The organism is Pseudoroseomonas cervicalis ATCC 49957 (genome assembly GCF_000164635.1).
Classification (GTDB): Bacteria; Pseudomonadota; Alphaproteobacteria; order Acetobacterales; family Acetobacteraceae; genus Pseudoroseomonas; species Pseudoroseomonas cervicalis.
Genome location: NZ_GG770778.1, coordinates 194,842 through 199,347, shown reverse-complemented (window position 1 = coordinate 199,347; position 4,506 = coordinate 194,842). Strand labels below are relative to the sequence as shown.

General features: G+C 73.6%; 3 protein-coding genes and 1 pseudogene. All 4 read right to left on the bottom strand.

Features of this window, described 5'->3' with window-relative positions:
- Positions 1-185: 185 nt before the first annotated feature.
- Positions 186-1,628: a phage terminase large subunit gene (gene terL, locus HMPREF0731_RS08260; protein ID WP_007003622.1), complete on the bottom strand. Its 1,443-nt coding sequence runs from the start codon at positions 1,626-1,628 to the stop codon at positions 186-188.
- Positions 1,606-1,947 (bottom strand): hypothetical protein, encoded by a 342-nt coding sequence (locus HMPREF0731_RS08255; RefSeq protein WP_007003621.1) that lies wholly within the window; start codon positions 1,945-1,947, stop codon positions 1,606-1,608. Before HMPREF0731_RS08255 ends, terL begins: the two co-directional genes overlap by 23 nt.
- Positions 1,944-4,226 carry a hydrolase gene (locus HMPREF0731_RS08250; RefSeq protein WP_007003620.1) on the bottom strand — a complete coding sequence of 761 codons (2,283 nt, stop codon included), beginning with the start codon at positions 4,224-4,226 and terminating at the stop codon, positions 1,944-1,946. Before HMPREF0731_RS08250 ends, HMPREF0731_RS08255 begins: the two co-directional genes overlap by 4 nt.
- Before the next feature lie 54 nt (positions 4,227-4,280).
- Positions 4,281-4,506, bottom strand: a pseudogene (locus HMPREF0731_RS25160) (hypothetical protein); the annotation flags it as partial.

Below are 4,506 nucleotides of genomic sequence, written 5' to 3'. Positions count from 1 at the left end.
CGGGGGTGCGGGCGGGGCCGGGCGGGGGCGCGGCCCATGACAAAACGGCCGCCCCCGGGGGAGGGGCGGCCGTCTGGGGGAGACACTGGGCGCACTGCGCCCGGGGACATCCCGGTTCTAGCCGGGGCATGGCGGCAAATGCAAACAAAAAGAGAACATCGCCACGCGGCGCCAGCCCTGTCCGGTCACGGGGCGCCGCGCCAGCCCGGCGCGCGGGCGGGCGCGGGGGCACCGGGCAGGCGCACCGGCTCGGCCGCCAGGCAGCCGGCCAGCGCGTCCAGCGCGTCGTCCCGCGTGCCGGCGGTGTCGGGCTTCCATTCCGCCATCTCCACCGGGAAAGGCGTGCGGAACACCTGCTCCTGCGCGTGCAGGCGGCGTGCCGCCAGCAGCGGGTCCAGCGCGCCCAGGATGCGCTGCTGCTTCGGCGTGCGGCTGTGCTGCTCGACCACCGCGCAGGGCGCGCCGGCGCGCGCCATCTCCCGCCGCAGCAAAGCGGGCAGGAAGCGGCCGATGCCGTTGGTCTCGACCCGCAGCACCGGCAGCCAGAACTCCCGCGCCAGCGCCGCCACCTGGCGGCATTGCTGGGTCGCCGGGTCGTCGGCCTGGTCGGGGTCGTGCGTCAGGTAGTGCAGCCGGTGCAGGTAGTGGTTGCCCTCGCCATCGGCATAGGTGATGGCCAGCACGCTGCCATCGCCGCGGCCGGGCCGGCCATAGGCCGGGTCCCAGTAGCCGCCGCCCGAGACCATGCGCCGCCCCATCAGGCCGAGCACCGGGCGGCCATGCGCCTCGCGGTAGTCGAGCTCGTCGCGGTAGCGGATCAGCAGCCCGGGGTCGAGCCGCGCCGCCGCCCCCGCCACCGGGCGCAGCAGCATCTGGCGGGAGAACTGGATCGGCCCGACCCGCTCGCGCAGCCGCGCCACATCCTCGGCCGGGAAGCGCTGCGGCCAGGCGCTGCGCCCGGCGGCGTTGAGCAGCGGCACCACCAGGCGGCGGTATCCGGCCAGCGTCGGCTCCCCCTCCTCCGGCGTGCGGTAGAGGCTCTCCGCGCAATGCGGCGTGCCGACATAGAGCAGCGTGCCGCCGGGGGTCAGGATGAACTCGGTCTCGGCCAGGCGCTCGCGCAGCTCGGCGCGCTTGCCGGCGGTGTCGCAATTGCCCGCCACCTCGACATCGTCGCAGATGATGACATCGGCCCGCGCGCCGGTGATGTTGCCGGCGAGGCCCGCCGCCAGCATCGACGGGTCGCGCAGCGCCAGGGCGCGGCGCACGGTGAAGCGGTCCACCGCCCAGGCCTCCGGCACCTCGGGCAGGATGGCGCGGCAAAGCGGATGCCGCTCGACGATGCGGCGCACCGTGCCGACCATCTTGGTGGCCAGCAGGTGGTCGGCCGCCAGCACCAGGATGCGCGTCTCCGGCCAGCGGCTGAGCAGCCAGGCGCAGTACAGCCCGACCAGGGTGGATTTGCCGCAACCGCGGAAGGCCATCAGCAGCAGGCGGGTGTCGCCGCCCATGCGCCGGGCCTCCAGCCAGCGCAGGATGCGGCGGTGCACGGGCGGGGTGGAGAGCCCCGCCGCGTCGTTCCAGATCCAGACGAATTCCGTCAGATCAGCCGGAGCCTCCGTCGCCATCGGATTCGTTGTCCTCCCCATCCTGTTCCTCGGCCTGGCGCAGCGCGCCGCGCGCCTGGCGCAGCAGCGCGGCGGCCCCCGCCTCGGCGGTGTCCTCCCCGCCCGCGCCCTGGGCGCGGGCGAGCTTCAGCAGGTGCTCCAGATGCGCCAGCGCCGCCTTCGCCGCGGCGTGGTGGGCGGCGAAGGCCTTGGCGTCGTCATGCGTGCCCGGGGCCGGGCCCTGCGCGACGAAGCTGCGGTAATCCTCGGCCACCTTCAGCATCGCCGCCGCCAGCTCCTCGCGCGCCGCCTCGGGCAACACGTCGGGCGGGCGCCTCATGCCTTCAGCGCCCGCACCCGCACCGTGCCGGCCTGCAGGTCGATCGCCTCGGTGTGGCGGTTCCAGGCGGTGACGGTGACCAGGTTGCTGGCGCCGACATTGGCCAGGAAGACGATGCCCGTGGTCGGCCGGCTGAACGCCGCCTGCACGAAATCGCCGGTGCGCACGCCGGGCAGCGCCACGCCGATCTGAGCCGAGCCGCCGGCCGGGATGCTCGGCGGGTCCCAGGCGGCATCGGCCAGCAGCTCGCGCCGGCCGAAGGGCAGGTCGGGCTGGCCATAGACCAGGCGCGGGCTCTGCGCCGGGTCGCAATAGAGCCGCAGCGCCCGCACCTCGTAGTCGCGCGTCAGCCGCGCCACGCCGATGATGGCGTAGCCGACATTGTCGGCGAGGCGGATCGTCTGCAGCCGGGTCAGGCCGGCGTCGGTGTTGTCGGCATTGCCCTGCCACCAGCGTGGCGTCTCCGCCCAGCTCATCGACATGCCGGAGGCGCGCACCAGCGGCCCGTGCACGGGCTCGGTCAGCAGCGCCTTGTCCGCGCCGAAGCACTGCACGATGAGGCGCGGCTCGTCGGCATCCGCGGCGAGCGCGAATTCCTTGCAGGCGCGGGTGTCGATGACGAAGCCGAGGCCGCGCCCGCCGGTCAGCAGCACGCCGTCATTGGTCAGGCTGTAGCTCTCCAGCGCCTGGAAGGTGAACTGGGAGAGGCTGGTGGGCGTGCCGGCGACATTGGTGGACAGGGCGGCGAGCGTCTCGAAGCCTGTCTCGGTCTCGCTCCAGCGGATCGCGGCGGCGCGGAGGTTGGGCACGGCGGCGATCAGCCGCGTCGCCTCCCGGTGGCCCGCCGCCTGGTGCATGGCGCGCACCACCGAGCCCACGCGCGTCGCCGTCGCCGCATAGTCGATGCCGATATTGTAGCCCTGGCTGGCCCAGGCGACCTCGTAGAGATGGTCCTGGGCGCCGGCGGTGTGGCGCGCGGCGAAGGGGTCGCAGCCCTCCATGCGCATGCCATAGGCCATGACCGAGCGGCTGTTCACCTCGATCAGGAAGGGGATGCCGGTGCAGGGCCGGTCGCGCGACTGCAGCTCGAAGGCGGGACCGAAGAAGACATGGCGGTTGTGCGCGACATAGGCGCCCGGCTCGGCCGAGAAGCGGATGCCGAAGCGGTCCTTGTCCTGATGCACCGACTGGGCATGCGCGAAATGCCCGCCATAGTAGCGCACCGAGGTGTTCCACCCCGCCGCCGTCTGCGTCCGCACATCGAGGCCGATGCGATTGTTGACGATGCGGCCGAGCGTGATGTCGCTGTCCTCCACCCCGCGCTCGACGCCCAGCGTCTGGATGCCGATGGTGAAGCCCTCGACCTGGAGGATCTCCACCTTGCAGGAATCGAGGTTGCGCAGGCGGATGCCGATGTCGCGCTCGTCCAGCCAGTCGGAAATGCTGGCGCGCAGCACGCGCAGGCCCTGGTATCGCCTGGCCTGGTTGCGCACCGCGGCGCCGTCGCCCAGCGTCAGCGCCACCTCGCCGCCCGGCCCGGCATAGACGATGCTGCCGCGCATGATCAGCCCGGGCGAGGCGCCCGGCAGGGTCAGCGGCAGGGTGGTGCGGTGGCTGCCCTCGCCGATCTCCAGCAGCTTGCCGCTGGCGGCGGCGGCGTTCATCGCCGCCTGCAGCGCGACGCCGTCATCGGTGACGCCATCGCCCACCGCGCCGAAATCGCGCGCCGTCAGCCGCTCGGCCAGCTTGTCCTCGACGCTGCGCGGGATGGCGCCGCCGAAGGGCAGCTGCAGCGTGCCGTCGCGCGGATAGGCGGTGACATTGCCCAGGCTGTCGAAGCCCAGCACGCGGTTGGCGCGGCCGGCCTTGGCCGGCAGCACCAGGCTGGCCGGCAGGTCGCCCGGATCGGCGCGCAGCGCGCCCTCCACCTCCTGCCGCAGCTGCTGGTCGATGGCGGTCTGCCGGTCCAGCTCGTCGTTCAGCGTGTTGGCGCGCAGCAGGCCGTTGGGCTGGAAATCGCTCAGCCGCGCGATCGGCAGCACGCGGCGCAGCAGCACCTGGCGGCCGGCGGCGGGCGGGGTCGCGAACACCACCGTGCCGCCCTCCGAAGCGCCGGCGCCGGTGACCTGGTAGCCCGCCGCCTGCACCACACCGTCGACGCGCAGCTCCAGATCGGACTCGGCGAAGATCGGGAAGGGATAGATGAAGACGGTCTGCGCGCCATCCGCCGCGTAGTGGATACGCGGCGCGATGTCGCCGATGCGGATATGCTCGGCCATGCGGATCTCTCATGCGGAAGGAGGGAGGGGGTGGCCGGCGCGGCCCAGGGCAGTTCAGTCGAGCAGCGAGCGCAGCGCGCCGCCGAAGCTGTTGCCGGCGCGCAGCCAGGTGGTGAGCGACCCGTCCGGGTTCAGCAGCGAGGCGCGGCCGGCGGCGAGCCGCGCGCCATAGGCCTCGCTGCTGCTCTGCTGCGCCTCGGCCGCGTCCTCCCGCAGCCCGGTGGCGATCGCCGCCGCCGAGCCCTGGTCGGGGCTGACGCCGGAGGCGGCCAGCCGCGCG